Annotated in this window: 21 protein-coding genes and 1 pseudogene; 11 read left to right on the top strand and 11 right to left on the bottom strand. The window is 70.2% G+C overall.

Going from position 1 to position 25,006, the window contains the following annotated elements:
- Positions 1 to 175: 175 nt before the first annotated feature.
- Complete coding sequence (gene typA / locus ABFT43_RS05185) at positions 176 to 2,086, bottom strand: translational GTPase TypA (RefSeq protein WP_347959322.1); 1,911 nt, start codon at positions 2,084 to 2,086, stop codon at positions 176 to 178.
- 206 nt (positions 2,087 to 2,292) lie between these two features.
- Here typA and ABFT43_RS05180 point away from each other — a divergent pair, with 206 nt between their 5' ends.
- Positions 2,293 to 2,469 carry a hypothetical protein gene (locus ABFT43_RS05180; RefSeq protein WP_347959321.1) on the top strand — a complete coding sequence of 59 codons (177 nt, stop codon included), beginning with the start codon at positions 2,293 to 2,295 and terminating at the stop codon, positions 2,467 to 2,469.
- A 69-nt stretch (positions 2,470 to 2,538) separates the two neighbouring features.
- Here ABFT43_RS05180 and ABFT43_RS05175 read toward each other — a convergent pair whose 3' ends face one another.
- The 4 genes from ABFT43_RS05175 to ABFT43_RS05160 are packed head-to-tail and all read right to left on the bottom strand — an operon-like array spanning position 2,539 to position 7,261.
- Entirely contained in the window at positions 2,539 to 3,408 is an 870-nt protein-coding gene (locus tag ABFT43_RS05175) for an EamA family transporter (protein WP_347959320.1), read from the bottom strand.
- 10 nt (positions 3,409 to 3,418) lie between these two features.
- The gene (locus ABFT43_RS05170; RefSeq protein WP_347959319.1) at positions 3,419 to 4,504 is read right to left on the bottom strand and encodes an ABC transporter ATP-binding protein; all 1,086 of its coding nucleotides are present in this window, start codon (positions 4,502 to 4,504) and stop codon (positions 3,419 to 3,421) included.
- Positions 4,501 to 6,132, bottom strand: coding sequence for an ABC transporter permease (locus ABFT43_RS05165; protein WP_347959318.1), 1,632 nt, complete (start codon positions 6,130 to 6,132; stop codon positions 4,501 to 4,503). Before ABFT43_RS05165 ends, ABFT43_RS05170 begins: the two co-directional genes overlap by 4 nt.
- Positions 6,133 to 6,178: 46 nt before the next feature.
- Entirely contained in the window at positions 6,179 to 7,261 is a 1,083-nt protein-coding gene (locus tag ABFT43_RS05160) for a thiamine ABC transporter substrate-binding protein (RefSeq protein WP_457590109.1), read from the bottom strand.
- A gap of 344 nt (positions 7,262 to 7,605) precedes the next feature.
- Between ABFT43_RS05160 and ABFT43_RS05155 the strand changes: the two genes are divergently transcribed.
- The 4 genes from ABFT43_RS05155 to ABFT43_RS05140 all read left to right on the top strand — a co-directional run bounded on the left by ABFT43_RS05155 (position 7,606) and on the right by ABFT43_RS05140 (position 11,646).
- Positions 7,606 to 8,442 (top strand): Rv1157c family protein, encoded by an 837-nt coding sequence (locus ABFT43_RS05155; RefSeq protein ID WP_347959317.1) that lies wholly within the window; start codon positions 7,606 to 7,608, stop codon positions 8,440 to 8,442.
- Between the two features lie 273 nt (positions 8,443 to 8,715).
- The gene (locus ABFT43_RS05150) at positions 8,716 to 9,588 is read left to right on the top strand and encodes a hypothetical protein (RefSeq protein WP_347959316.1); all 873 of its coding nucleotides are present in this window, start codon (positions 8,716 to 8,718) and stop codon (positions 9,586 to 9,588) included.
- 56 nt (positions 9,589 to 9,644) lie between these two features.
- On the top strand, positions 9,645 to 10,940 hold the full coding sequence (locus ABFT43_RS05145; protein ID WP_347959315.1) for an alpha/beta hydrolase family protein: 1,296 nt from the start codon (positions 9,645 to 9,647) through the stop codon (positions 10,938 to 10,940).
- 7 nt (positions 10,941 to 10,947) lie between these two features.
- Complete coding sequence (locus ABFT43_RS05140; protein ID WP_347959314.1) at positions 10,948 to 11,646, top strand: lysoplasmalogenase; 699 nt, start codon at positions 10,948 to 10,950, stop codon at positions 11,644 to 11,646.
- Between the two features lie 53 nt (positions 11,647 to 11,699).
- On the opposite strand, the gene ABFT43_RS05135 is transcribed toward ABFT43_RS05140, so the two are convergent.
- The gene (locus ABFT43_RS05135) at positions 11,700 to 12,167 is read right to left on the bottom strand and encodes a hypothetical protein (RefSeq protein WP_347959732.1); all 468 of its coding nucleotides are present in this window, start codon (positions 12,165 to 12,167) and stop codon (positions 11,700 to 11,702) included.
- 130 nt (positions 12,168 to 12,297) lie between these two features.
- Between ABFT43_RS05135 and ABFT43_RS05130 the strand changes: the two genes are divergently transcribed.
- Together ABFT43_RS05130 and ABFT43_RS05125 are read left to right on the top strand one after the other, a co-directional pair.
- A complete protein-coding gene (locus ABFT43_RS05130) occupies positions 12,298 to 12,870 on the top strand; it encodes an HhH-GPD-type base excision DNA repair protein (RefSeq protein ID WP_347959313.1) in 573 nt (190 codons plus the stop codon).
- A gap of 87 nt (positions 12,871 to 12,957) precedes the next feature.
- Complete coding sequence (locus tag ABFT43_RS05125) at positions 12,958 to 13,881, top strand: hypothetical protein (protein ID WP_347959312.1); 924 nt, start codon at positions 12,958 to 12,960, stop codon at positions 13,879 to 13,881.
- Here ABFT43_RS05125 and ABFT43_RS05120 read toward each other — a convergent pair.
- Positions 13,866 to 15,170, bottom strand: a complete 1,305-nt coding sequence (locus ABFT43_RS05120; RefSeq protein ID WP_347959311.1) for a WS/DGAT domain-containing protein — start codon at positions 15,168 to 15,170, stop codon at positions 13,866 to 13,868. The genes ABFT43_RS05125 and ABFT43_RS05120 overlap by 16 nt on opposite strands.
- A gap of 20 nt (positions 15,171 to 15,190) precedes the next feature.
- A complete protein-coding gene (locus ABFT43_RS05115) occupies positions 15,191 to 16,405 on the bottom strand; it encodes an acyl-CoA dehydrogenase family protein (protein WP_347959310.1) in 1,215 nt (404 codons plus the stop codon).
- Positions 16,406 to 16,602: 197 nt separating this feature from the next.
- Here ABFT43_RS05115 and ABFT43_RS05110 point away from each other — a divergent pair, with 197 nt between their 5' ends.
- The 3 genes from ABFT43_RS05110 to ABFT43_RS05100 all read left to right on the top strand — a co-directional run bounded on the left by ABFT43_RS05110 (position 16,603) and on the right by ABFT43_RS05100 (position 21,681).
- Positions 16,603 to 19,002, top strand: coding sequence for an acetyl-CoA acetyltransferase (locus ABFT43_RS05110; RefSeq protein ID WP_347959309.1), 2,400 nt, complete (start codon positions 16,603 to 16,605; stop codon positions 19,000 to 19,002).
- Between the two features lie 275 nt (positions 19,003 to 19,277).
- Positions 19,278 to 20,510: an acyl-CoA dehydrogenase family protein gene (locus ABFT43_RS05105; protein ID WP_347959308.1), complete on the top strand. Its 1,233-nt coding sequence runs from the start codon at positions 19,278 to 19,280 to the stop codon at positions 20,508 to 20,510.
- A 19-nt stretch (positions 20,511 to 20,529) separates the two neighbouring features.
- Positions 20,530 to 21,681, top strand: coding sequence for an acyl-CoA dehydrogenase family protein (locus ABFT43_RS05100; RefSeq protein ID WP_347959307.1), 1,152 nt, complete (start codon positions 20,530 to 20,532; stop codon positions 21,679 to 21,681).
- 145 nt (positions 21,682 to 21,826) lie between these two features.
- Here the strand turns inward: ABFT43_RS05100 and ABFT43_RS05095 are convergent, their stop codons facing one another.
- Both ABFT43_RS05095 and ABFT43_RS05090 read right to left on the bottom strand, forming a co-directional pair.
- Positions 21,827 to 22,618 carry an enoyl-CoA hydratase gene (locus ABFT43_RS05095; protein ID WP_347959306.1) on the bottom strand — a complete coding sequence of 264 codons (792 nt, stop codon included), beginning with the start codon at positions 22,616 to 22,618 and terminating at the stop codon, positions 21,827 to 21,829.
- Between the two features lie 25 nt (positions 22,619 to 22,643).
- Positions 22,644 to 23,162: an SdpI family protein gene (locus ABFT43_RS05090; RefSeq protein ID WP_347959305.1), complete on the bottom strand. Its 519-nt coding sequence runs from the start codon at positions 23,160 to 23,162 to the stop codon at positions 22,644 to 22,646.
- Between the two features lie 91 nt (positions 23,163 to 23,253).
- On the opposite strand from ABFT43_RS05090, the pseudogene ABFT43_RS05085 reads away from it, so the two are divergent.
- A pseudogene (locus ABFT43_RS05085) lies at positions 23,254 to 24,339 on the top strand (NADH:flavin oxidoreductase/NADH oxidase).
- Positions 24,340 to 24,357: 18 nt separating this feature from the next.
- Here ABFT43_RS05085 and ABFT43_RS05080 read toward each other — a convergent pair.
- Positions 24,358 to 24,954, bottom strand: coding sequence for a TetR/AcrR family transcriptional regulator (locus tag ABFT43_RS05080; protein WP_347959304.1), 597 nt, complete (start codon positions 24,952 to 24,954; stop codon positions 24,358 to 24,360).
- Positions 24,955 to 25,006: the final 52 nt, after the last annotated feature.

The following is a 25,006-nucleotide window of genomic DNA, read 5'->3' as shown; positions in this document are numbered from 1 at the left end:
CAGGGCCACGCCGCACGAGAGCAACCCGAGCACACGGCGTCGGGTCCGATTCGAGGCGTCGCGACCCCGCTGTGGTCTCGCGCGATTCACTCGGATACCCCCATGGATGAGCTTCTCGGTCGGTCGGACGCGCCGGCCTCCCACCCCGCGGGAAGGGAGGCCGGGTCACGGTCGGCTAGCCGACCGCGGCATCCCGGGACTTGGCCCGCGAACGCTCACGGGCACGCGTCGACGAGTCGAGGTGAACCTTACGCACCCGGACGACCTCCGGGGTGACCTCGACACACTCGTCGGCGGCACAGAATTCCATCGCGCCCTCGAGGTCGAGTTCCATCGGCTTGGCGAGCCGCTCGAGCTCGTCACCGGTGGAGCTGCGCATGTTGGTCAGCTTCTTCTCGCGGGTGACGTTGATGTCGAGGTCCTCGGCGCGCGGATTGATGCCCACGACATGGCCCTCGTAGGTGTCGTCGCCGGGGTTGACGAAGAAGGTTCCGCGATCGGCGAGCTGGATCATCGCGTACGGGGTCACCGTGCCGGCGCGGTCGCTGACCAGCGAACCCGAGTGGCGGGCGCGGATCTCGCCGGCCCAGTCGTCGTAGCCGGAGAACACGGCGTTGGCGATGCCGGTACCGCGGGTCTCGGTGAGGAAGTCGGTGCGGAAACCGATCAGCCCGCGCGACGGGACGATGAACTCCATGCGCACCCAGCCGGTGCCGTGGTTGGACATCTTCTCCATGCGGCCCTTGCGGGCGGCCAGCAATTGCGTGACGGCGCCGAGGTACTCCTCCGGCACGTCGACGGTGAGGTGCTCGAACGGCTCCTTGAGCTTGCCGTCGACCTTCTTGGTGACCACCTGCGGCTTGCCGACGGTGAGCTCGAAGCCCTCGCGGCGCATCTGCTCGACCAGGATGGCCAGCGCGAGCTCCCCACGGCCCTGCACCTCCCAGGCATCCGGGCGGCCGATGTCGAGGACGCGCAGCGACACGTTGCCGATGAGCTCGGAGTCCAGGCGCGACTTCACCATGCGGGCGGTCAGCTTGTGACCGGAGACGCGGCCGGCCAGCGGCGACGAGTTGGTGCCGATGGTGACCGAGATGGCCGGCTCGTCGACGGTGATGCGCGGCAGCGGCTGCGGGTTCTCCAGATCGGCGAGGGTGTCGCCGATCATGATGTCGGGCATGCCCGCGACCGCGACGATGTCGCCTGCGACCGCTTCCTCGGCTGGCTCACGGTCGACGCCGACGGTGCGCAGCAGCTCGGTGACCTTGGCGCGCTCGATGACGGCCTCGCCGTCGACCTCGCGGCACCACGACACCTGCTGCCCCTTGCGCAGGGTGCCGTTGTGGATGCGGACGAGCGCCAGCCGGCCGAGGAAGGCCGAGGCGTCGAGGTTGGTGACGTGGGCCTGCAGTGGGGCCTCCGCGTCGCCCTTGGGCGCCGGGACGTGCTCGAGCAGGACGTCGAAGAAGGCGTCGAGGTTCTCCGCGTCGGGGACCTGGCCGTTCTCCGGCTGCTCGGTGGAGCAGACGCCGGCGCGGCCCGACGCGTAGAGCACCGGGAGCTCGAGGACGAGCTCGGCGGCGCGGGCGGCCTCGTCGTCGAGATCCGACGCGAGGTCGAGGAGCAGGTCCTGCGTCTCGTCGACGACCTCCTGGATGCGGGCGTCGGGGCGGTCGGTCTTGTTGACCACGACGATCACCGGCAGGGAGGCGGCCAGCGCCTTGCGCAGCACGAAGCGGGTCTGCGGCAGCGGTCCCTCGGAGGCGTCGACGAGGAGCACCACGCCGTCGACCATGGACAGGCCGCGCTCGACCTCGCCGCCGAAGTCGGCGTGGCCGGGGGTGTCGATGACGTTGATGACGATCTCGGTGCCGTCGGGCTGGCGGCGGTGCACCGCGGTGTTCTTGGCGAGAATGGTGATGCCCTTCTCACGTTCGAGGTCACCGGAGTCCATCACGCGGTCGACGACCTCGGCACGCTCGCCGAAGACGCCGGACTGGCGCAGCATGGCGTCGACGAGGGTGGTCTTTCCGTGGTCGACGTGCGCGACGATCGCGACGTTCCGGAAGGAGGGGGCAGTGCTCACTGATTCTCTTTCGTAAGTTGGGGACCGCCGTCGCGGCCGGGTGCCCGGGAGGTCCGGGCATATCAGCTCCCCGGCCGGTCGTCTTTGACCGGTGTCGGGCGCAGATCACCTAAGGTTTCAACGTCACAGCGTATCGGCTGAGGGCCTGAGACCGCGATCACGGCTCCCCGAATGCCCTTGAGTTAGGTTCTGCTAACCTTTCCCGCATGGGCAAGGTCGACCCGGGCAAAGTGGGCTCTCTGAAGCCGAAGAAGAAGTGCTGCAAGAGTTCCAAGCGGTGCGTGCGCTGTCCCGTCGTGATCCACCGGATGCGCAAGCTCGACACCTCGGAGATGACGAAGAAGGAACTGGGCAAGGCATTGAAGAAGGCCCGCGCCGCCTGAGCACGGCCGTCCCCGGCCCCTCAGCACAGCCGTCCCCGGCCCCGTCAGCACAGCCGTCCCGGGCCCCGGTCAGCCCGGCGGGATCCCGTCCTCGTCGACGGTCCGCAGGGCCACCGCCAGCGCGACCGCGACGATCCCGGCGGCCTCGAGGGGGCGCGGCACCTGCGACAACACGATCAGCCCGATGACGGCGGCCGTCACCGGCAGCAGCGCGAGCAGGATCGCGAACCGGGCCTGGCCGACGCGGCGCAGTACCACCTGGTCGAGCGCGTAGGGCACCGCGGTCGACGCGACGCCGAGGATCAGGCCCTGCCCCATCAGCGCGAATACCGACAGCCCGTCGGCGGCCGCCGCCACGACCCACCACACCAGCGGCGACGTGACCAGCGCGGCGACCACGAACCCGGTGGCCAGGTCCTCGATGCCGGCGCCGCGTGCGGCGACCCTCTTGCCGAGGACGATGTGGCCCGCCCAGCACGCAGCCGCCCCGAGCGCCAGCAGCACACCCGCACCGGTCCCCTGCCACCGCACGTCGGCGATCAAGACCACCCCGACCGCGGCCAACACCAGCGCGGCGATGTCGCGGGGCAGGCGCGAACCCAGCGCCGCCACGGTGATCGGGCCGAGGAACTCCAGCGCCACGGTCGTGCCCATCGGAAGCCGGGCGAGTGCCTCGTAGAAGGTGATGTTCATCCCGGCCGTGATGACGCCGAAACACGCCGCGAGCCGTAGCCGGTCGAGGCGCCAGGCGGTCCGCGGCGGACGCACCCAGAGCGCCAGCACCAGGGCGGCGCCGACGATCCGCAGCCATGCGACCGCTGCGGGTTCGAGGTCGTCGAAGAGCCCCACGGCGACCGCTGCGCCCAGGTACATCGAGGTCGCCCCGATGACCACCAGGCCGGGCGGCAGCAGCAGGTCGCCGCGAGTCGCGCTGGTCATCGGCACACCGTCATCCGACCGCCGCACCGCCGACGACGGCGACCCGGTCGGGCACCAGACGCAGCCGCACCCGGTCGCCGATGGCGACGGATTCGGTGGCGACGGCGTCGATCTCGCCGACGACGGTGTCTATGCGCACCCGCGGACCGGCGGGCAGTTCGGCGACGAGCACGACCCGCGCCCGCGCGGGATCCGCCTCGTCGCCGGCGCCGGGCGCACGACCGACCTCCACCGACTCCGGGCGCAGGCCGAGCCGGCGGGACCCGTCGGGGAGATCGAGGGGCAGATCGCCGAGCACGGTAGCGGCGACACCGTCGCGGAGTGTCGCGTCGACGATCGTCGTGGCGCCCAGGAACCGCGCGGTCCATTCGTCGGCGGGCCCGGTCCACAGCGCCGACGGTTCGGCGACCTGCACCATCGTCCCGTCGCGCATGACCGCGATGACGTCGGCCATGGTCGCCGCCTCGGCGTGGTCGTGGGTGACGACGACGGTCGGGACGCCGGCCTCCCGTACTATCTCCGAGATCTCCACCGCCAGTTCGTCACGCAGCCGACGGTCGAGGGCGGCGAGCGGTTCGTCGAGCAGGAGCAGCCGCGGGTGCGGCGCCAGCGCCCGGGCGAGCGCGACGCGTTGCGCCTGGCCGCCGGAAAGCGTGTCGACGGAACGTTTCTCGTATCCGGGCAACCCGACGATGTCGAGGAGTTCGGCAACCCGGTCGGCGATGCGGCGACGCGGCCAGCGACGCATCCTCAGTCCGTAGGCGATGTTGGCGGCGACGCTGCGGCCGCCGAAGAGCTGGCCGTCCTGGAAGACGACCCCGAAGTCGCGGCGGTGCACCTCGACGCCGGCGAGGTCGCGCCCGTCGAAGCGCACCGCGCCGCGGGCGGGACGTTCGAGACCGGCGACGGCGCGGATGAGCGTCGACTTGCCGCACCCCGACGGCCCGAGCACCGCGGTGACGAGCGCGCCCGCTCCCCCGGTCCGCCACGTCAATCCGTCGATCACGGTGTGATCGCCGTAGGTCACGGTCAGATCGTCGATCTCGAGGACCCCGCGTTCGGCGGGAGAGCGGGAATCGCTGCCCGGTCCGCTCACAGCAGCGGCACCTCCGTTCGGGGACGCAGGACCTCGACGATGAGCACCGCGAGGGTTGTCGCCGCGACGAGGACCACCGAGGCGGCCATCGCGGTCGCCAGGTTCTCCGCGCCCGGCCGGTTGAGCGCGGAACCGATGAGGACCGGCAGGGTCGTGGTGTCGGCGCGCGCCAGGAAGCCGGTGGCGCCGAACTCACCGAGCGCCATCACGAATGCGAAACCGGCTGCGGCCCCGAGGGACCGGCCGACGATCGGCAGGTCGACGGTCGTGAACACCCGCAACGGCGGCGCGCCGAGCGTGGCCGCGGCCTGACGCAGGCGGACCGGTACCGACTCGAGGGCCGGCACCATGATGCGGATGACGAGCGGGATCGCGATCAGCGCCTGCACACACGGGATGACCGCCGGCGACGCGGCGATCGCGTACGGCATCGACGCGAGAACGATCAGGTAGCCGAAACCCAGTGTCACAGCACTGATCCCGAGGGGGATGAGGGAGATGGTCGAGGCAATCGTGCCCAACACGCCGCGTGCCCGGTACAACGACACCGCGGCAAGGGTCCCGACGACGAGCGCGATGAGGGTCGCTAGACCCGCCGACACCAGCGAGTACCGCAGGCTGTCGAGGGGTGTCACCCCGTTGACCGGTTCGGCGAGCGCCCGGTATCCGGCAAGGGTCCAGTCGCCGCCCACCGATGGGCGCAGGGACCGGACGACGAGGACCGCCACCGGCCCGACGAGCAGCGCCACCGCCCATACCGCGGCCGCGACCATCGACAACCGCGCCACCGGTCCGGGGAGCGGGGGTTCCGCCCGTCCCCGGCCTCCGCCGCGGGCCGAGCCGGACCCGGCGGGGTCGGAGAACACCCGCGTCATCAGCAGCGCGGCGAAGACCACCACGATCTGCAGCATCGACAGCATCACGGCCTGCGGGATGCGGAAGTATCCGATCGCCTGGGTGTAGATCTCGGTCTCCAGCGTGCGCAGTTTCCCGGCGCCGAGGATGAGCACGACGCCGAAACTCGTGGAGCAGAACAGGAAGATCAGTGCGGCGGCGCCGGCGAGCGCCGGCAGCAGCCGTGGCACGACGACGGTCAGCGTCGCCTTCAGTCGTCCCGCGCCGAGCGTGCGGGCCGCCTCGAGGAGCCGGGGGTCGAGGTTGCGCCAGGCCGCCCCGACCACCCGGACGACGACCGCGACATTGAGGAAGACGTGCGCGGCCAGCACCGCACCGAGCCCCGATCCGATGTGCAGAAACGACAACGGCCCGGTCAGCAGCGAGCGGAAGGCGACGCCGACGACGACCGTCGGCAGCACGAACGGGACCGTCACCACGACCGCCAGGATCACCGCCGCGCGTCCGCCCACGTGGGCGTAGAGCCAGGCGATGGGTGCGGCCGCGACGATCGCGAGCACCGTCGACGCCGCGGCCTGTCCGAGCGTGACGCCCAGCAGCGACCAGGCACCGGTGCCGGCGAGGAGATCGCCGAGCCGCTCCCCCGACTCCGACGCGATGCGCACCGCACGGCGGATCAGTGCGACCACCGGCCACGCGAACAGCACGGTGATGAACAGTGCCGGGACGAGACGCACGGCGATCCGCCCGGCCGGAATCACCGTCCGGGTCATCGGGCCCGTGGTCACCGGGGTACTGACCTCCCGGGTCACCGGGGCGTCACCTGCCGACGGCGGCGCGCCACTGATCGAGCCACTTCTCACGGTTCTCCGCGATCGTGGCGGGCGGCAGTTTCGATATCCACTCGGGGACCTCGGCGCGCGGCGGCCAGCCCTCGGGCAGCGGGACATCGCGCTGGACCGGGTAGACGTACATGGAATCGGGCAGCGCGGACTGCACCTCGGGGCTCAACATATAGTCGACGAGCTTGCGTGCACCGGTGGAGTTGCGCGTGCCCTTGAGGATTCCCACGTATTCGACCTGCGGGAAGCAGCTGTCGAGCAGGGCGCGGGTGTTCGGGGTGGCCGCGGGCGACGAGGCATAGGACAGCACGATCGGACGGTCGCCCTTGCCCTCGCCGGCGGAGAAGACCTGGTTGTACGCGATCTCCCATCCGGAGACGATCTCGGCGCCACCGGCGACGACCTGCTTCCAGTAGTCCTCCCATCCGTCGCCGAGCGCACCCACCGTGGTGAGCAGGAACGCGGTACCCGGCGACGACGTGGACGGATCGGTCAGCACCGCCTGCGCCGCGTACTCGGGCTCGGCCAGGTCGCGGAAGCTCTGCGGCGGGGCCAGCTTGCGCGCGGAGTACCAGGCGTCGTCGATGTTGAGGCAGACGTCGCCGCGGTCGACGGCGGTCAGCAGGTCCGCCGCCCCGGGCACCGCGTACTCGGACGCACCGTTCGCGGCCGCCGGCGACTCGTAGGCCTCGAGCGCCCCGGCCTCGATGGGCCGCGAGGCGAAGGTGTTGTCGATACCGAAGACCACGTCGCCCTTCGGCGCGCCCGGCGTCAGCGACACCGTCGACGCGAGTTGCCCGGCGTCACCGGACCTCACGATCTTGAGAGTCAGACCGGTCTGCCGGCGGAAGCCGTCGATGACCGATTCGGGTAGTTCGAACGACTCGTGGGTCAGCAGCGTGACCTCCCCACCCGTCGTCGACTCGTCGGCACAGGAGGCCGCGGCACCCACCACCATCAGCGCACCCACGGCCAGCGCCAGCGTCTTGCGCGCGATCCGGCCGACCGCGTCCCGGTGTCCGGCCGACCGTCCACCGGGTCGGTGGTGCCCTCCGGGCAGGTCGGCACGCTGCTGCTGTTCCACGTCAGGTCTCCTCGCGACTGGCGGCGGATGCGTCTGTCCCCCTTATCCAACCAGGTGGTGAAACCCGGCACGATTCGGCGGTCACGCAGTCACTTCTGTAACAATTGCATCAATAACCCCATACGTCACAGTCGCAACCGGGTTGCCTGCCTGGACACCGGGGGATTGCCGGGGCTTAGAATGACGCGACGTCCGGGGGTGGGAGGATCGTCAGAGACGTCCACCCGCCCGGACAGCTCACGAGAACGATCCATACGACCACGAGGCGCCCGAGGCCGCAGTCCGGCCGACGCAGCGCCACGACCGATAGGACACACCCAGTGCGATTCACCCGGCCGTCGAGGTTGCGTTCCACCGCCTCCCGCCCGCACCGGACCCGCCGCCTGATCGTCAGCGCTTCGGCACTGGTCGCCGCAGCCGGACTCGTCTTTCCCGCGGTCGCGCAGGCGGACCCCGCCCCCAAGGTCGACCAGCGCGTGCTGGATTCGTTGGGCGCGTTCGCACCGGCGATCATCGGCTCGGTCGCGACCCCGGGCCCCGACGGCAAGGTCAACGCCCAACTCCTGCAACAGGCCGAGCAGTTCGCCAACACCCCCGGCATGCCCGCCGAGGTCAGCAAGATCTGGCGCACGGTCGCCGATTTTCTCGGCGAGCCCGGACGTCAGCAGGCCGCCAAGCAGCTCGCCGCGGAATCGAAGAAGAAGGCCGAGAGCGACCCGGAGATCCCGAGCGGGCCGAAGGCCCCGAAGATCCAGGAGTTCCTGTACCCGACGTTCGGCCTCGGCTGCATTCCCGGCGGCGGCTCGCTCGGCCGCGCACTCGTGACCGCAGGCCCGCAGGAGGCCCCGGCGCCCGGCCCCAAGCGCGGTGAGGGCGGCTACGTCTACACCGCCCTAGGCACCGGCCCGGCGATCGACAACAAGGCCCAGCCGCTCGTGGTGAGCTGGCTCAACGTCGACACCGGCCGCTCGGGCACCCTGACCCTCAAGCGCAACGACAAGATCAACGTCAAGGACGGCCCGGGCACCTTCACCGGCATCGCCCGCACCGGCAAGGGCCGCGTGATCTCGGCGATCCACGGCAACGTGACCACGAAGACCAAGGGCAAGGTCGTGTCCTGCACGATCGTCCCGGTGATCGGCATCGCGGTCATCTGACACGCAGATCCGACGACGAAACCCCGGCTGCGGCCGGGGTTTCGTCGTTTTCGGGGCCGCCGCAGACCTCCGCCTGACGTGACCCGCACCACACGCCCCCGGTGACCATAACCGCAGGTCGTCGCGGACTCGGTATCCCGTCGGTCGCGCGGATGTCACAGGTCGGACTCGCAGCTTGATCGGGTGGCCCCTACCGTGCTCTTGTTTAACTCAAGTCCCATCTGTCACACCCGCCACACGATGGCGGGGTGTTCGGCTGTTCGAAGGAGTGCCATGTCCATCAGGTCTCGGTTCACACGTCGTGCCGTCGGGCGGCGCGGACTCCGACGCTGCGGTATGGGCCTCGCGGGTGTCGCCATGGCCGCCGCGGCGATCACCTCGACCGCACCGGCCGCCTCGGCCGCGCCGTCGCTCCCGCTGCTGCCGCCGAATCTCCTCAGCCAGTACTCGATTCCCTTCGACAGCGAACTCGCCGCCGGCATCCGCATGCTCAAGTCCGCCGGCGTGGATCAGCTGGCCGTGCAGGCCGCCCAGGCGATCCTGAGCAGCAGCGGCCAGCTGTCCGTGGAGAGCCTCGTCCAGCGCGCCGGCGCACTCCCCTACGATGCCGCAGCCCCGCGGCAGGCCGCGTCGACCGATCCGCTGGCCCTGCTGAGGCAGCTGGGCATCCAGACCCTGACCCCGTCGGTGGCGCCGTTCTGCACCGCACCGACCGCCGACAACCCGCTCGGCCTCGTCACCGCGGGCGCGGGTGCCGTCGCAGGTCCGTGGCCGTTGAAGACCGATCCGCTGACGCCGCTCAAGCCGCTGATCGACATGCTCCCCATCGCGAACATCCCGTCCGAGCTGAACCTGGTCGACAAGGGTGAGACCGCCTACGCATTCGTGCCCGCGACGACCCGGGCGGGCAGCGGCGGCCAGATGCAGGTCGCGTGGTTCAACACGAGCACCCTGCAGGGCGGTTTCGCCGACCTGAAGCCGGTCACCGACAAGACCGCGCTCACCGCGCTCCCGCTGCTGAACGGCGTCCGCCTGGCGCCGGTCAAGACCGGTGAGGGCACCATCCTGTCCGCGGTCTTCGGCACCGCCCAGAACGGCGCGCAGACCTGCTGGTTCCTGCCGGCGGTCGGCATCATCGAGGCCTGAGAGCCCCTCTCGCCGAACGTCATTCACCCATCTCACAGAACGACAGAACAACACACATGAACACGCACGGCTCCTCCCCCCGACGGAGCACCCCCATCGCCCGCACGGTCGCCCTCGCCGCCGCCCTCACGATGGGCCTGACCACCTTCGGTCTGGCCGCGCAGGCGGTCGCGGAACCGCTCACGACCACCCCGTCGACCGCTGCTCCCGCACCGGCGACCCCGTCCGCGGAGACCCCGGCCACCGATGCGGCCGACACCGAACCGGGGTCACCGGCCGACGCGAACGCGGGTGAGATCGACGCGCGGGGCCCCGGCCAGGCACCGGGGGCCGTGTTCGCCAACCGTGACCTGCCGCGCGCCCGCATGGTCGCCGGGTCGGCGGGCGGCAGCGACTTCACCTACTGGAGCACCGGCGCCGACGGCAAGGCGCACCTGTCCTCCGCGGTGGTGATGGTGCCGCGCGGTCAGGCCCCCGCCGGCGGATGGCCGATCGTCGCCTGGGCCCACGGATCGCGAGGCATCTCCGACAAGTGCGCGCCGTCGGAGCGGCCCACCAAGGACGACACCACCGAGCTGAGTTCCTGGCTGTCCCGCGGCTACGCCGTGGTCAGCACCGACTACGCAGGCGTCGGCACCCCGGGCACGCCGCAGTACTACGACCTCGAGGCAACCGCCCGCAACATCGTCGACGCGGTCAGCGCCGCGCGCGATGTCTCCGACAAACTGTCCACGTCGTGGGCCGTCGTCGGCGAGGGACAGGGCGCGGCGGCCGCGATCACCCTCGCCAAACTGGCCCCGCAACTCCAGCGCGGTGCGCTCGACTTCAAGGGGGCGGCGGCCACCTCGATCCCCGCCGAGTTCGGCGCCCTGCTCGCCAACATCGGCCCGTCGACGGCGAGCATGCCGTCGGGCATCGCCGCCGACGCGCTCTACACGCTGAGTGCGATCCGCAACGCCCGGCCGAACCTCGACGTCGACTCGCTGCTCACCGACACCGGCAAACGCTGGATGGCCAAGGCCGCGAGCCAGTGCATCACGGAGTTCCGCAAGCAGGTCGACGGCCTCAAGATCGGTTCGCTGTTCGCCAAGCCGGTCTCGTCGAACACCGAACTGACCAACCTGCTCACCAAGGCGACCGACCTGCCCACCCGCGGTTTCACCAAGCCGGTCATGATGACCCAGTCGCTGCAGGACACCTCGGTCGTCGTGCCGCTCACGCTGAAGTACCTCAACGAGGCACGCGCCGACCGCCAGGTCCAGCCGCGCACCTACCTCGTGCTCGACGCGGCGCAGTCGAAGAAGCTGTCCGACAACGACATCCGCGCATTCGTCGCGAAGATCCTGAAGTAGGCGGGCCATGGGTCCCCGACTGCCGAGCCGACGCGTGCGCGATCTCGCGTTCGCGGCGACCACCGCCGTCGCCACGGTCTCCGGCGCCCTCGGCCACCGGAGGATCGCGGGCCTGACCAAACCGCTGCCGATGCTGATCCTGGCGGCCGACACGGCCGCCGGGGCGCCCGGACGCGGTGCGGCGGACAACGCGGGGCTGGCCGGGGCCCTGGTCTTTTCGATGGCCGGTGACGTGCTGATGTTCCTCGAGGAGTTCGAGACCGAACCCGACGCCAAGGACCGGTATCTCCGACGCGGGGCGACGCTGTTCGCCGCCGCCCAGCTCAGCTACATCGCGACGATGTGGCGGGCCGGGGCACGGCCGTCATCCAAGCAGCTGCTCCCCCGCGTCGGACTCCTCGGCGAATCGGCGACGGTGCTCGCCCGCCATCGGCCGGCGCTGCTACCGGTGCTCGGCGCCTATGGCAACACCCTCGCGACGATGTCGGCGATGGCGAGCGCGATGCCCGACACCCAGCCGCGGCTACGGATCGGAGGGCTGGCGTTTCTGCTGTCGGATCTGGCGATCATCAACCGCCGCCACCTCGTGCGCGACCGTCGCCTGCGGATCGCCGGCGAGGCGTGGGTTCTCGCGAGCTACTTCACCGCGCAGTACCTGCTGATCTGCGGGCTCGCCGAGCGGTCCCGACGAGGTGGCCCCCAGTAGAACGCCGGTAGATCCGGCGCCTGGAGATCCAGCGCCGCCGACCGGCCGTCGGGTCAGGCCGTCGCACGCCCGGAGCACGACGAGTACTGCGGGTTCACCATCGGGTTGAACGCCAGTGCCCCGAGCTTCTGGAAGATGGTGAAGGCCACCGGACCGTGCCCCGGATGGATGTCCACCTGGTATTTCACGGTGAAGCCGCGGCCGGGCACGAAGACGGTGCCGGTGCGACCGGTCCGGAGATTCCGCCAGCGCACGGTGACGTCGTAGGTGTACTCCAGCGCAACGGGTTTGGCGCGGTCGGTCCCGATGAGCGCGATCGCCGGACCGGGCAGGCCGTCGGCCGGGAACCGGATGCCGTTGAATACGTCGACGCGGATCTTCACCGGACCGGCGGGCCACGGGTTCGCCGACGTGCAGTTCAGCGTGGTGACGTAATCGGCTTCGGTGTGGTCGGGGATCGCGTGCGCGCTCTGCGGCGCCACGACCCCCTGCCCCACGGCCCCGAGCAGCGTCGCGACCATGGTCACGACGACCGCGCCGATCGCCATACGTGATGTCCTGCGCGAACCCCGCCGTCCCGTGATGTTCTCCCCGCTGACCATGGGGGCAGTCTAGAGCGGCGCGTCGACCCCGTCTGCCAGAATCGGAGGCATGCCGAAGATCCAGATCGCACAGGAGCCCGCGGCCGACGAACTCCTCTCCACCGATTCGTTCGCCCTTCTCGTCGGGATGTTGCTGGATCAGCAGTTCCCGATGGAGCGCGCGTTCGCCGGCCCGGCCAAGATCAAGGACCGATTCGGCACGATGGACCCGGTCGAGATCGCCCACGCCGACCCCGAGGCGTTCGCCGACCTGTGCTCCACTCCACCTGCCATCCATCGCTACGGCCGCTCGATGGCGGGCCGCATCCAGGAACTCGCCAAGGTCGTCGCCGAGGATTACGGCGGCGACGCCTCCCGTATCTGGACCGAGGCGACCAGCGGCGCCGACCTGATGAAACGGTTGCGTGCGCTGCCGGGCTTCGGCGAGCAGAAGGCCAAGATCTTCATCGCGCTCGTCGCCAAGCAGCTCGGCGTGCAACCCGCCGGCTGGGAGAAGGCCGCCGGCGACTACGGCAAGGAAGGGTTCCGGTCGGTCGCCGACGTCGTCGATCCCGACTCGTTGCAGAAGGTCCGCGACTTCAAGAAGGCCGCCAAGGCCGCCGCCAAGGCCGCCAAGGGCTGAGCGCCGGGAATCGACGGGGTGAATCCGTCGGTCGAATTCGCCGGGGCCTTCTGCCCAATCGGCCCCGAGTGGCCTAGTGTCGGGACCATGGAGTCAGTTCCCGAACGAGGAGCTTCCCGCGGAACCGATCCGGCGCGCGCGCTCATCGAGGCGCCGTTCCGGCTGGGCTTCGCAGTCACGGGGGTCGTCATGGCCGCGGCGGAGTCCGCGGTCACCATCGCGCGGATCACCGCGGGCAGCGTTCAGCACGAGATCGCACAGGCCGTCGGCCTCGAGGACGACAGCGTCAACGCGGCGCGCACGCCGCTCGCCCTGCTCAACCAGCTGTCGGAGCTGTTGGGTCCCGACCGGCCGTTCGGCCGCATCCTCTCCGTCGGTGGGCCGCTGGACCGGCTGCTCACCCCGGGCGGCGTCATCGACCGGCTCACCGCTCCCGACGGCGCACTGGAGAAGCTCACCGCCAAGGGCGGGCTGCTCGACCAGATGGCCGACGAGCGCGGCATCCTGATGCGTCTCACCGCCAAGGACGGCCCGCTCGACCGGCTCACGCGCCCGGGTGGCGTCGTCGACCAGTTCACCGAGAACGAGGGCATCCTCGAACGCCTCACCTCCGAGGGCGGGATCGTCGACAAGCTCACCGCGCCCGACGGCATCCTGGAGAAGGCCACCGAGCCCGGCGGCCTCCTGGATCGCTTCACCGAGGAGGAGGGCCTGCTCGATCAACTCCTCGGCGAGGGCGGGGCCATCGAACGCGCCATCGCGCCGGGCGGACCGCTCGACCGCATCACCGAGCTCACCGAGGTCATCGGCCAGCTGGCACCCAACCTGCTCGCCATGCAGGACACCGTGCACGAGCTCGCCGAGACCGTCGACCTGCTGAACCAGACCGTCGCCCCGCTCGGCGGTCTCGCCGAACGTCTTCCGAAGCGGCTCACGCGGGGGTCGAAGAACTCCGGGTCGTCCTCGGACGGCCCGGCGTCCGCAGACAGCAACGGTTACTCGCGCCCCTGAGCAAAGGCCCTGCCCAGCAACTCCACGTACCGGTCCACGTCGGGCATCACATCGGGGCTCGTCGTCACCGACACCGCGACCCGGTCGCCGATGCCGTGCACTCCGTGGGTGAGTCCCTGTAGCGGCGAGAGCGCAGGAAATCCGGTGGTGAACAGCACCTTTCCGCCGTCGAGATCGAAGTCGGCGGCGCCGCGGTCCACCGACGACACCACGGTGACACCGGTGACGGTCTCCGGGCGGGCGGCGAGGTCGAATGTGCGGACGCCCCAGCGTGCGAGGATCGCCGGGGTGGCCTCGGTCGCCCGGCGCCGGGCCACGCGCACGGGATCGGCATCGGCGGCGCGGGCGGCGTCGATCTCCGCCCGGATGAGGCGGGCGCGCTCGTCGAGGTCGTCGACGTCGACGTGGAGATCGATCCCCACGTTGCGAAAGTTGTTGCGCGCACCGGATTCTCCTGAACGCCCGACCGTGAGCTCGACGCCCAGCCGACCGGCCTGCCCCTCGAGGTATTCCGGCAGGGCCCGAGAGATCGCCGCGAGCACCGCGACGGCCACCGGATGACCGGATGCGGTGAGCACGTGCCGGTCGAGCACGAGCACGCGCAGTGTCCGTCGCGGTCCGGGGTCGGTGTTGAGTCGCGTCAGCGGGTACCCGCGCTCGGGCTGATTCCCTTGTCCGGCAGCACGAGCGGCGTCGATTCCGCGCCGGAGGGTATGCACGAACTCGATCGGGAACCGGGCCGCGCCGGCGACGACGGTCACGGCGTCACGAACGATGTCGGGCATGCCCGACCCGGTACGACCGGACCGCGGGGCCGGCGGCGCGGTGAACAACTGCCGCGCGATCCGCGCTGCCCGACGTCCGTCGCCGAGCGCGTGCGAGATCTGCAGCACCGCAACCACACCCACCTCACCCGGCGCAGAGGTCGGCACCTCGGCCACCGGCCCGAACAGGTGGAGTCGCCACGCCGCCTCCGACGGCACGAGCGGGTCGCCGATGAGGCGGGCCACCTCCTCCGACAACGACGACCAGGTCCGCGTCGCGGTGTCGACGCGGACCTGGTCCCGTGTGGGTGCAGCCCTCACCCAGTACGGACGATCGGCCGCTGCCGGGACGTCGTGGACCCGCAGGCACAGATCGTCGACGCGCTGCGCCCACGCCCGTAGCCGCTGTGCGCATTCCCCGACCGAGATCGAGGGCGCCGCAAAGCAGTACACGAGGAACTGGTCGTTGGGGATGCGCTCGGACATCCAGTACGACGCGGCATCGGCCGCCGCCATGCGCTGCATGCGGCCAGGGTATCGACCCCCTACTTCTGTCCGGCGCTCCAGGCGTACGGCAACTCGCTGCCGTTGAGCAGATGGTCGCCGAGCGCCTGCAGCTTGAAGATGAGCGGGTTGTGGACCGAGATCACCCGGGCGTTGCGCCAGTGGCGGTCGAGGCGCAGCCGCTCGGAGGTGATCGACGCGCCACCGGTCTCGAAGAGCTGGGTGGTGGCGTCGAGCACCAGCGGGATCACCGTCGCCTGGGCGCGCGCGACGTCGAACTCGACCCGGTCGAGGAGCTTCTCGTCCTGCCAACCGGTGGCGGCGAGCTCATCGAGCCGGTCCGCGACGTCGAGGACGATGGTCCGTGCCGCGTAGGCGGCCGAGGTGAGCCGCCCGATGACCTGCTGCACCAGCGGATCGTGCCGCGGCAGGTCGGCGGTGGAGTGGGTGAAGGTGCGCTTGCGCTCACGAACCCACTCGGCCGAGTCGTCGACGACGCGCTGCGCGATGCCCGCCAACACCGACAGCTGCACCAGCTGCAGGTACGAGGTGGCGTAGGTGCGGCCGGCGGTGCCGTAGCCCGGCCCGAGGATGCGGTCCGCGGTGACCTCGACGTCGTTGAACTCGGTGGTGCCGCTCGCGGTCAGACGCTGCCCGAAGCCGTCCCAGTCGTCGTGCTGGGTGACGCCCTCGGCGGCGGCGTCGACGAGCACCGACACACGCTCGCCGTCCTTGTCGGCGGCGACCAGGATGTGATCGGAGTACAGGCTGCCGGTGCTGTAGTACTTGGTGCCGTCGAGCCGATAGCCGTCCCCCTTCGGGGTCAGCCGGGTCTGGTAACGGTCGATGGCGCCGGCGCCGGGCTCGGTGATGGCATTGCCGACCAGGGTGCCCTCGGCGACCTTGCGCAGCCAGCGCTCGGCCTCGGCGTCGGGCAGCGCGGAGAGCTGGTCCTCGACGAACGACCAGTGCACGCGCAGCGCCTGCGGGAGGTTCGACTCCGCGGTGGCCAGGTCGATGAGCAGACGGAACAACTGGCGCACGGTCGCGCCGTAGCCGCCGAGTTCCACGGGCACACGCAGCGCGCCGAACTTCGCCTCACGCAGCCACGCCACCTCGTCATAGGCGAGCCGGCGGTCCTCTTCGCGCGCCACCGCGCCCTCGGCGATGCGCGCGAAGATCGGGGCGAAGATGTCGTCGAGCCGCTCGTCGGTGGTGCCGGCGGAGGAGGTGCCTGCGGGCACGGTTGCGGTCATCAAAGGTCCTTTCACTACGAACGTGTAGGCCGACAGTTTCGTCGGCGCCCGTGGTGATCGGCCACGATTGAAACCGCACTGAACGCAGAAGTTCACAACCCGCCGTTTTCTCGGCAGACTCGGTGCGGGACAGCCATCGCGTGCCGGACCGGACCCGCAATGAGACGCTCATCACCTCTTTGTGCCATTGTGTGCATATGCCAATCTCGATTGCCGATCTCGATCCGCACACCCCCGTCGTCGTCGGTGTGGGCCAGGCCTCCGAACGCCTGACCGACCCCGGATACGAGGCACTGGGTGAAGCCGACCTCGCGGCGCGCGCCGTCACCGAAGCACTCGCCGACGCCGACGGCTCCGGTGTCGCATCCGCCATCGACACGATCGCCGCGATCCGCTCGTTCGAGATCTCCACCCCGTTGTCCGCCGCGCCCCTCGGCCGTCCCGACAACATGCCGCGCGCCATCGGCAAGCGCGTGGGCATCGATCCCCGACGTGCCATCCAGCCGGGAACCGGCGGGCAGACCCCGCAGACGATGCTGACCGAACTGGCCGCGGACATCGCGGCCGGCCGGTCGGACGGTGCCCTGGTGGTGGGCGCCGAGGTCATCTCCACCGTGCGTCACCTGCAGACCAGGCCCGAGGGTGAGCGCCCGAACTTCACCGAGGAGGTCGGCGGGCAACTCGACGACCGCGGATACGACCTCAAGGGCATCGTCACCGTCGCCGAGATGCGGCACGGCCTCACCACGGTGATCCCGCAGTACGCGCTGTTGGAGAACGCGCGCCGTCACGACACCGGGCTCTCGCGCGCGGAGTACGCCAAGGCCATGGGTGAGTTGTTCGCACCGTTCACCAAGGTCGCGGCGGCCAACCCGCACTCGGCCGCCCCCACCGTGCGCACCGCCGAGGAACTGGTGACGGTCACCCCGGAGAACCGACTCGTCGCCGACCCGTTCACCCGCTACATCGTCGCCCGCGACCAGGTGAACCAGGCCGCTGCCGTGCTGGTCATGTCGGTGCGCGCCGCACAGGCCGCCGGCATCGACCCGTCGAAATGGGTCTTCCTGCACGGCCACGCCAAGACCGTCGAACGTACCGCGCTCGCCCGCCCCGACCTCGGGTCCGCCCCCGCCGCCCCGGCCGCGGTCCGCCATGCGCTCGAGGTCGCCGGCGTCGGTCTCGACGACATCTCGTTCCTGGACATCTACAGCTGCTTCCCCATCGCCGTCTTCAACATCCTCGACGGCCTGGGCATCGCACCCGACGATCCACGCGGCCTGACCCTGACCGGTGGCCTGCCGTTCTTCGGCGGCCCCGGCAACAACTACTCGCTGCACGCGATCGCCGAAGTCGTCACGCGCGCAAGGAGATCCCCCGGCGAGTTCGGTCTCGTCATCGCCAACGGCGGTGTGCTCAGCAAGCACGCGGCCGGCGTCTACTCGACGACCCCTGTGCCCTGGCGCCCCGACACCAGCGGCCCCGTCCAGGCCGCCCTCGACGCGGTGCCGACGGTACCCACGATCGGCGACGCCGACGGCCCGGCGATCCTGGAGTCCTACACCGTCATCCCGTCCAAGAGCGGCAAGCGCACCGGCGTCGTGGTCGGTCGCCTGGTCGACGACTCCGCGCCGAACGGTCTCGGCCCGCGGTTCCTGGCCAACCTCGACTCCGACGATGACGAGTTCTTCGACCTGCTGCTGAACTCCGACGATCCGGTGGGCACGAAGATCTTCGTGCGCTCGTTCGACAAGGGCAACCGGGTCAAGCTGAGCGAGGCGGCGATGCGGGCCAAGTACCCGACGGTCGCCCCTGCGTTCAGGGACCGCTACGAACACGTCGAGATCCGGCGCGACGGCCACCTGCTCGAGGTGATCATCAACCGGCCCGACGCGCGCAACGCACTCAACCCGGCCGCCAATGCCGAGCTCGATTCGATCTTCGACGCCTACTTCGCCGACGACGACCTGTGGGTGGCGATCCTGACGGGCGCGGGCGACAAGGCGTTCTCCGCGGGCAACGACCTCGCCGCGACCACCAGTCCGGCCGCACTGTCGGTGCCGAAGAACGGATTCGCCGGCCTCACCGCGCGCGAGCACCTGCCCAAGCCGGTGATCGCCGCGGTCAACGGCTTCGCCCTCGGTGGCGGCTGCGAGATCGCGATGGCCTGCCACATCATCGTCGCCGACGAGAACGCGTCGTTCGGCCTGCCCGAGGTGAAGGTCGGATTGGCCGCCGCCGCAGGCGGTCTCGTCCGGCTGCCGCGCATGATCCCGCCGGCGCTGGCCCGCGACCTGATCCTGACCGGCCGCCGCATCTCGGCCTCCGAGGCCGCCGCCGCGGGCCTGGTCAGCCGAGTCGCCCCGGCCGGCAAGGTCATGGACCTCGCGCGCGAGGTCGCCGAGGAGATCCTGTCCGCCTCGCCCACCTCGGTGCGGGCGTCGATCGCGACGATGGAGCAGTCCGACGGCATCACCGACACCGTCGAAGCCGTCCGCGCGAGCACCAACGTGCTCGACTCGCTGATCGTCAGCGGCGACACCCTCGAGGGCATCATGGCCTTCGTGATGAAGCGCAAGCCGGAGTGGAAGGGCCGCTGACGCGCGGTCCCGTTCGGCGACAACCGCCCCCGAAATCACCCCCGCCGGCGGCGTCGGCGACCGATCGTCGTCGACGCCGCCCCGGAGGGTCGATTCCGGGGGCGCGGTTGTCTGCACCGGGACGGGCGCTTCGCCGGACCCGGCCCCCGCGCCCCGCTCACAGATCACACTGAGGGTGATCAGTGAGCCGGACTACTCTAACGAGCGATAATTCGGTAGATTGCCACTCGACCCAAATCTGACCACAACCGTTTACAGATAGGTTGCGCACCGCCATGGACATGAACTGGTCCCCCGAGGACATCGCGTTCCGCGACGAGGTACGGGCGTTCCTCGACGAGAAACTCACCCCTGACCTGCGCGCGGCGGGAACCCTGCGGACATCGGTCTACTCCGACCACGAGGCGTCGATGAGATGGCAGGCCATCCTGCACGAGCGCGGCTGGGCGGCACCGGCATGGCCGGTGGAGTACGGCGGCTGCGACTGGACCCTGACCCAGCACTACATCTTCAGCCGCGAGTCGATCCTGGCCGGCGCACCCGCACTGTCGCCGATGGGCATCCGCATGGTCTCGCACGCGATCATGGCGTTCGGCACCCAGGAGCAGAAGGACTTCTTCCTCCCCGGCATCCTCGACGGCAGCGTCTTCTTCTGCCAGGGATACTCCGAGCCCGAGGCGGGCTCCGACCTGGCCTCGCTGTCGATGGCCGCGGTCGACGACGGCGACGACTTCGTCGTCACCGGCTCCAAGATCTGGACCACCCACGCCGCCGAGGCGAACTGGATCTTCTGCCTGGTCCGCACCTCGCGCCAGGACAAGAAGCAGAAGGGCATCACCTTCCTGCTCATCGACATGAACTCGCCGGGCATCGAGGTCCAGCCGCTGGTCTTCGCGTCGGGCGAGCAGATCCAGGCGCAGGTGTTCTTCGACGGCGTGCGCGTCCCCAAGAAGAACGTCCTCGGCAAGATCGACGACGGCTGGACCGTCGCGAAGTACCTGCTGGTCTTCGAGCGTGGCGGCGGCGCCGCCGCACCGGCGCTGCAGGTCATGGCGGAGAACCTCGGCCGCGACGCCGCCACGGTGACCGGCCCGAACGGCGGGCCGTTGTCGGAGGACCCGGCGTTCGCGCACAAGCTCAACGATCTGCAGGTGCGCGCGAAGATCCTCGAGGTCCTCGAGTACCGGGCGCTGGCCGCGATGAGCTCGGGCAAGGACCCCGGGTCGATCGCGTCGATGCTGAAGATCCTGGGCACCGAGCTCAGCCAGGAGATCACCACCCTGGCGCTCGAGGCCGCGGGGCCACACGGCCGCGTCTTCCAGCCGCATGCCACGCGGCCCGGCGGCCCGATCTTCCAATACACCCCGCCCACCGACGGCTACGTCAGCGGCGCCGACTGGCAGGCCGTCGCCCCGCTGCACTACTTCAACGACCGCGCCGGCTCGATCTACGCGGGCAGCAACGAGATCCAGCGGAACATCCTCGCCAAAGCAGCTCTGGGTCTCTGACGGGAACAGGAGAAAACTCATGGACTTCACACTCACTCCCGAACAGCAGCTGCTGGCCGACGGCCTCAACAAGTTCCTCGAGGCGCGGTACGACCTGCAGACCAGCCGCGACGCCGCGAAGGTCGGCGAGGGCTGGCAGCCGAAGATCTGGAAGGCGTTCGTCGAGGACCTCGGTGTCGTCGGGGCCTGCCTTCCCGAGGAGATCGGCGGATTCGGCGGCGGAGCAGAGGAATTGATGGTCGTCACCGAGGCGCTGGGGCACGCGCTGGTCGTCGAGCCGTTCGTGGACACGGTCGTGCTCGGCGCCGGCCTGCTGCACGCCACCGGCAACGAGACCGCGCTCGCGGCGGCCACCCGCATCGCGGAGGGCGAGGCGCTCAGCGCCCTCGCCGCCCTCGAGGACGGCTCCGGCGGCGTGCTCTCGCGCATCGAGACCACCGCCACCCGCGACGGCGACGCCTGGGTGCTCAACGGCGCGAAGATCGTCGTCACCACCGCACCGCTGGCCGACTACCTGCTCGTCACCGCCCGCACCTCCGGCGTCCCGACCGACCGCGCCGGGGTGTCGCTGTTCCTCGTCGACGTCTCCGATGGCACGCCGCAGGGTCTCGAGCTGCACAAGCTGCGCACCATCGACGACCGGCAGGCCGCCGACATCACCTTCACCGACGTGCGGCTGCCCGCCGACGCCCTGATCGCACAGGACGCGATCGACATCCTCGAGAAGGCATGGGACACCGCGACCGCCGCTGTCGTCTCCGAGGCCGTCGGGCTGATGCGCAAGGTGTTCACCGACACCGTCGAGTACTCCAAGCAGCGTGAGCAGTTCGGTGTGCCCATCGGCAGCTTCCAGGTGCTGCAGCACCGCATGGTGGACATGCACCTGCAACTCGAGCAGTCGGTCGCCGCGCAGTACCTCGCGATCCTGTCGCTCGACAAGTCACCGGCCGAACGCGCCGCCGCGGTGTCCGCCGCGAAGGCCACGATCAGCAAGGCCGCCCGGTTCATCGGCCAGAACGCGGTGCAGCTGCACGGCGGCATGGGCATGACCGAGGAGCTCGCGATCGGTCACTACTTCAAGCGCCTGACCGCGATCGAGTACGAATTCGGCACGGCCGATGCGCATCTCGCGCGGTTCGCGAAGGCGACCGCGGAGACCGCCGAGGCCTGAGCCGTCCCGACGCCACCGTCGGTCAGTCCCACCCGTGGTGACCGACGGTGGCGTATTCACGCTTGGTCCACGACGAAACGGCCGCAGTCACCCCGCGACCGCCCGGGTGCGTCCGACGCAACCGCTCAGGTCGTTGCGTTGTCCCTCAGTTGTCGGTCCACACCGGTTCGCGCTTGGCGAGGAACGCCGAGATCCCTTCCTGCGCATCGCAGGTCATCGCGTTGTTCGCCATCGTCTCCGACATCTCGGCGTAGGCCGAATTCTCGTCGAGTTCGATCTGCCGATAGAACGCTTGTTTGCCGATCGACACGGTCCGCGCACTCGACCCCGCGATCCTCAGCGCGAGCTCGCGCACGGTCGTGGCGAGTTCGTCGTCGTCGACGACGCCGCTGAGCAGTCCCCAGTCCGCGGCGGTCTCGGCGTCGATCGGGTCGCCGGTGAGCAGCATGTGCATGGCACGTTTCCGACCGACGGCCCGGCTCAGCGCGACCATCGGCGTCGAGCAGAACAGTCCGATCCGCACCCCCGGGGTGGAGAAGGTCGCGCTGCGTCCGGCGACCGCGAGGTCGCAGGTGGCGACGAGCTGACAGCCCGCGGCGAACGCCATCCCGGCGACCTCTGCGATGACCGGCTGTCTGATCCCGTGGACGGTGCGCATCAGCTCGGTGCAGGTGTCGAAGACCGCACGTTCGTCGTCGAGGGTGCGGTCGACGAGTTCGTTCAGGTCGTGTCCGGCGGAGAACGCGGGCCCGAGTGCGCGGATCACCACGACCCGCACCGCCGGGTCGGCGTCGAAGTCCCGCAGTCCGGCGGTGATCGCCTGCATCGTGCTCGTGGACAACGGGTTCCGACGACGCGCAGCGCCCAGGGTGATGATCCCGAGCGGGGCGTCGACCTCCACCGTCACCGCCTGTGTGTCCGTCGCGGTCTCGCTCATCGATGAGCTCCTCTCCATGGCAGGGTCAGTCCCCCGGTATCGCGTAGCGCGGGCCCACGGTGATGTGCACGGTGTGGCCGAGGACGGCCACCAGGTAGATCACCACCGGGACGATCAGCGGCCACGATTCGATGCGGTCATCGCCCATCACGGCGAGTGCTGCGAGGATCCAGGCCATCAGCAGCAGGGTCCCCGCGCCGATCGCGGCCATGTCCTCGGCGACCATCCGGTCGAAGTCCACCCGGTTCGCCGGCCGCATCCAGTACTCCTTGCGGTGGCGGCCGGGCAGGTTCACCGCGGACGCCGGGACCCGCGGCATCAGCCGGGCCACGCCGCCGAACACGGCGACGAGCAGCACCGCCACCAGGCCGAGCCCGGTCAGCAGGCCCCACTTGGAATCCCAGCGGGTGACCTCGCCGTCGACGCCCATGTGGCCGGCCAGCTCGTCGGGCCCGAACACCGCGACCCATACCCAGACCACCGCGAAAACGGCCGCGGACGCCGGCAGCAGCATCCGACGCGGGTTCGGGACGGGGCCTGTCATGGACCTCAAGTTACCGTCGACAGGTTCCATCGACGGGAACAGCCCGCAGTCGTCCCCGTTGACTCCTGTTGTGGCCAGCACCGCTCCTGTTGTGGCCAGCACCGCTCTCTTCGCACCGATCACCCTCCGCGCCGTCACGATCCCGAATCGGGTCTGGCTGGCACCGATGTGCCAGTACAGCTGTTTCGCCGGTGACGCGTCCCCACCGACTGGCATCTCGTCCATCTCGGCTCCCGCGCGACCGGCGGTTTCGGACTCTTGCTCACCGAGGCCGCGGCCGTGGTGCCCGAGTGCCGGATCAGCCCCCATAACGCCGGCCTGTGGAACGACGAGCAGGCCGGGGCCTGGTCGCGCATCGTCGACTTCGTCCACTCCCAGGGCGCGGTGATCGGCACCCAGCTGGCACACGCGGGACGGAAGGCATCGGTGTTCTCGCCGTTCGACGAGCGCACGGGACCTGTGCCGCCCGAGGACGGCGGGTGGACTCCGGTCGGGCCGTCGGAGATCCCCTTCGAGGATCTCGCCACGCCGGACGCTCTCACCATCGCACAGATCGCCGCGGTCGTCGAAGCCTTCGCACAGGCCGCCCGACGTGCCGACGACGCCGGCTTCGACGTGATGGAAATCCATGCAGCGCACGGATATCTGCTGCACGAGTTCCTGTCGCCGTTCTCCAACACCCGCACCGACGCCCACGGCGGCGACTTCGCCGGCCGCACCCGGCTGGTGATCGAGGTCGCGGAGGCCGTGCGCGCGGCCTGGCCCTCCTCGAAGCCGCTGTTCGTGCGGCTGTCGGGCACCGAGTGGCGCGACGGCGGTTGGGACCTCGACGACACCGCGCGCCTCGCGGAGGTCCTGGGCGCCCGTGGCGTCGATCTCATCGACGTGTCGTCCGGCGGCAACGTGATCGCCGACATCCCCGTCGGGCCCGGGTACCAGGTCGATCTCGCCCGCACGGTCCATCGCGAGTCCGGTGTGCCGACCGCCGCGGTCGGACTCATCACCGAACCGGATCAGGCCGAGAAGATCGCCGGCGACGCGGACGTCACCGCGGTGTTCTTCGGCCGCGTCGCACTGCGCGAGCCCTCCTGGCCGCAGCGTGCCGCCCACGAACTGGGCCTGTCCCGCGAGGACGCGCCGTACCCCGCCGCAGTACCTGCGCGGCGCTCGGCGCTGAGAACCGCACGCCGCGATGTCAGTCGTCGCCCTGTCGTCCCATCAACGCCAGGCACGCCGAGGTGGCGGGTTCGACGATCTCGGTGAGCGGCGCCCCGGATTCCACGGCACTCGCGGTCAGCTCGCGGACGCCACCCCACAGGAACACCGCGCGCTGACGGCTGATCGGCTTGACCCCGGCCGCGGCCAGCGTGGGCGTCGAGGTGAGTCCGACGAAGAGGTCTACCCAGTCCTCCATGGCCTCGTTCTTCACCTGCGCCGCCGCCCTGCCGAGCGCGGGCAGTTCCCGAATCCACGACAGCATCAATCCGGGGTATCGCTCGCTGGTGGTGACATAGGCCGTGACCGCTTGACGCACCTGCGTTTCCGGGCTCGCCCCGGGGTCCACGCCGGCCGCGATCCGGGCGATCATGAATCGATTGGTCTCCCGCAGCAGTTCGAAGAAGCAGTCCTGCTTGTCGGTGAACTCCTGATAGAAGGTGCGTCGTGACGTCTGGGCCACGCGCACGATGTCGGCGATGGTGGTCTCGCGGTAGCCCGATTCGGCCACGCACTGGAGCATTGCCGCGAGGAGGCGTCCCCTCGTCGACATCGCACCGTTCGGCCACAGCTCCACAGAACTGAGGATATGCCCCTTGTGTTCCGACGGTACGCGTGAGTACCGTCGC

The sequence above is a fragment of the Gordonia aurantiaca genome, from assembly GCF_039939235.1.
Lineage (GTDB): Bacteria > Actinomycetota > Actinomycetes > Mycobacteriales > Mycobacteriaceae > Gordonia.
The sequence above is the reverse complement of the archived record's forward strand: the minus strand, read 5'-3'. Positions and strand labels throughout refer to the sequence as shown.

Excerpts from the sequence above, each read along its gene's own strand:
- ABFT43_RS05110 (WP_347959309.1), top strand. The coding sequence starts at position 16,603 with ATGCCAATCTCGATTGCCGATCTCGATCCGCACACCCCCGTCGTCGTC.
- ABFT43_RS05140 (WP_347959314.1), top strand. The coding sequence starts at position 10,948 with ATGGGTCCCCGACTGCCGAGCCGACGCGTGCGCGATCTCGCGTTCGCG.
- ABFT43_RS05135 (WP_347959732.1), bottom strand. The coding sequence starts at position 12,167 with ATGGTCGCGACGCTGCTCGGGGCCGTGGGGCAGGGGGTCGTGGCGCCG.
- ABFT43_RS05165 (WP_347959318.1), bottom strand. The coding sequence starts at position 6,132 with ATGACCCGGACGGTGATTCCGGCCGGGCGGATCGCCGTGCGTCTCGTC.
- ABFT43_RS05125 (WP_347959312.1), top strand. The coding sequence starts at position 12,958 with ATGGAGTCAGTTCCCGAACGAGGAGCTTCCCGCGGAACCGATCCGGCG.
- ABFT43_RS05145 (WP_347959315.1), top strand. The coding sequence starts at position 9,645 with ATGAACACGCACGGCTCCTCCCCCCGACGGAGCACCCCCATCGCCCGC.
- ABFT43_RS05180 (WP_347959321.1), top strand. The coding sequence starts at position 2,293 with ATGGGCAAGGTCGACCCGGGCAAAGTGGGCTCTCTGAAGCCGAAGAAG.
- ABFT43_RS05105 (WP_347959308.1), top strand. The coding sequence starts at position 19,278 with ATGGACATGAACTGGTCCCCCGAGGACATCGCGTTCCGCGACGAGGTA.
- ABFT43_RS05090 (WP_347959305.1), bottom strand. The coding sequence starts at position 23,162 with ATGACAGGCCCCGTCCCGAACCCGCGTCGGATGCTGCTGCCGGCGTCC.
- ABFT43_RS05120 (WP_347959311.1), bottom strand. The coding sequence starts at position 15,170 with ATGCAGCGCATGGCGGCGGCCGATGCCGCGTCGTACTGGATGTCCGAG.
- ABFT43_RS05095 (WP_347959306.1), bottom strand. The coding sequence starts at position 22,618 with ATGAGCGAGACCGCGACGGACACACAGGCGGTGACGGTGGAGGTCGAC.
- ABFT43_RS05100 (WP_347959307.1), top strand. The coding sequence starts at position 20,530 with ATGGACTTCACACTCACTCCCGAACAGCAGCTGCTGGCCGACGGCCTC.
- ABFT43_RS05150 (WP_347959316.1), top strand. The coding sequence starts at position 8,716 with ATGTCCATCAGGTCTCGGTTCACACGTCGTGCCGTCGGGCGGCGCGGA.
- ABFT43_RS05130 (WP_347959313.1), top strand. The coding sequence starts at position 12,298 with ATGCCGAAGATCCAGATCGCACAGGAGCCCGCGGCCGACGAACTCCTC.
- ABFT43_RS05115 (WP_347959310.1), bottom strand. The coding sequence starts at position 16,405 with ATGACCGCAACCGTGCCCGCAGGCACCTCCTCCGCCGGCACCACCGAC.
- ABFT43_RS05175 (WP_347959320.1), bottom strand. The coding sequence starts at position 3,408 with ATGACCAGCGCGACTCGCGGCGACCTGCTGCTGCCGCCCGGCCTGGTG.